At 68.2% G+C, this 242-nt stretch carries 1 protein-coding gene; it reads left to right on the top strand.

Going from position 1 to position 242, the window contains the following annotated elements; all coding sequences use genetic code 11:
• Window positions 1–242 (top strand): diguanylate cyclase domain-containing protein (locus G8O24_RS43725; protein WP_188108499.1); only part of this gene is annotated, 242 nt, incomplete at both ends.

Raw genomic sequence — 242 nt, 5'->3', positions numbered from 1 at the left:
GCATCAGGCGCGCGATCGCGGAATGCACCATCACGCGCCGCTCGACCGGCGAGGCGTTGCCGAACATCACGGTCTCGATTGGCGTGGCGCAGTACCGTGTGGGCGAGCCGATCGCCGATCTGATCGAAGCCGCCGACGCCGCGCTCTACGCCGCCAAGCATCGCGGCCGCAACAATGTCGTCGAGCACGGGGTGCAGGCGATCGAGGGCAGCGCCGCCGATATCCTGATTGCAGCGAGCGCT

It is taken from the genome of Bradyrhizobium campsiandrae, from assembly GCF_014529705.1.
Taxonomy (GTDB): Bacteria; Pseudomonadota; Alphaproteobacteria; order Rhizobiales; family Xanthobacteraceae; genus Bradyrhizobium; species Bradyrhizobium campsiandrae.
This window is presented reverse-complemented; position numbering and strand designations above follow the sequence as displayed.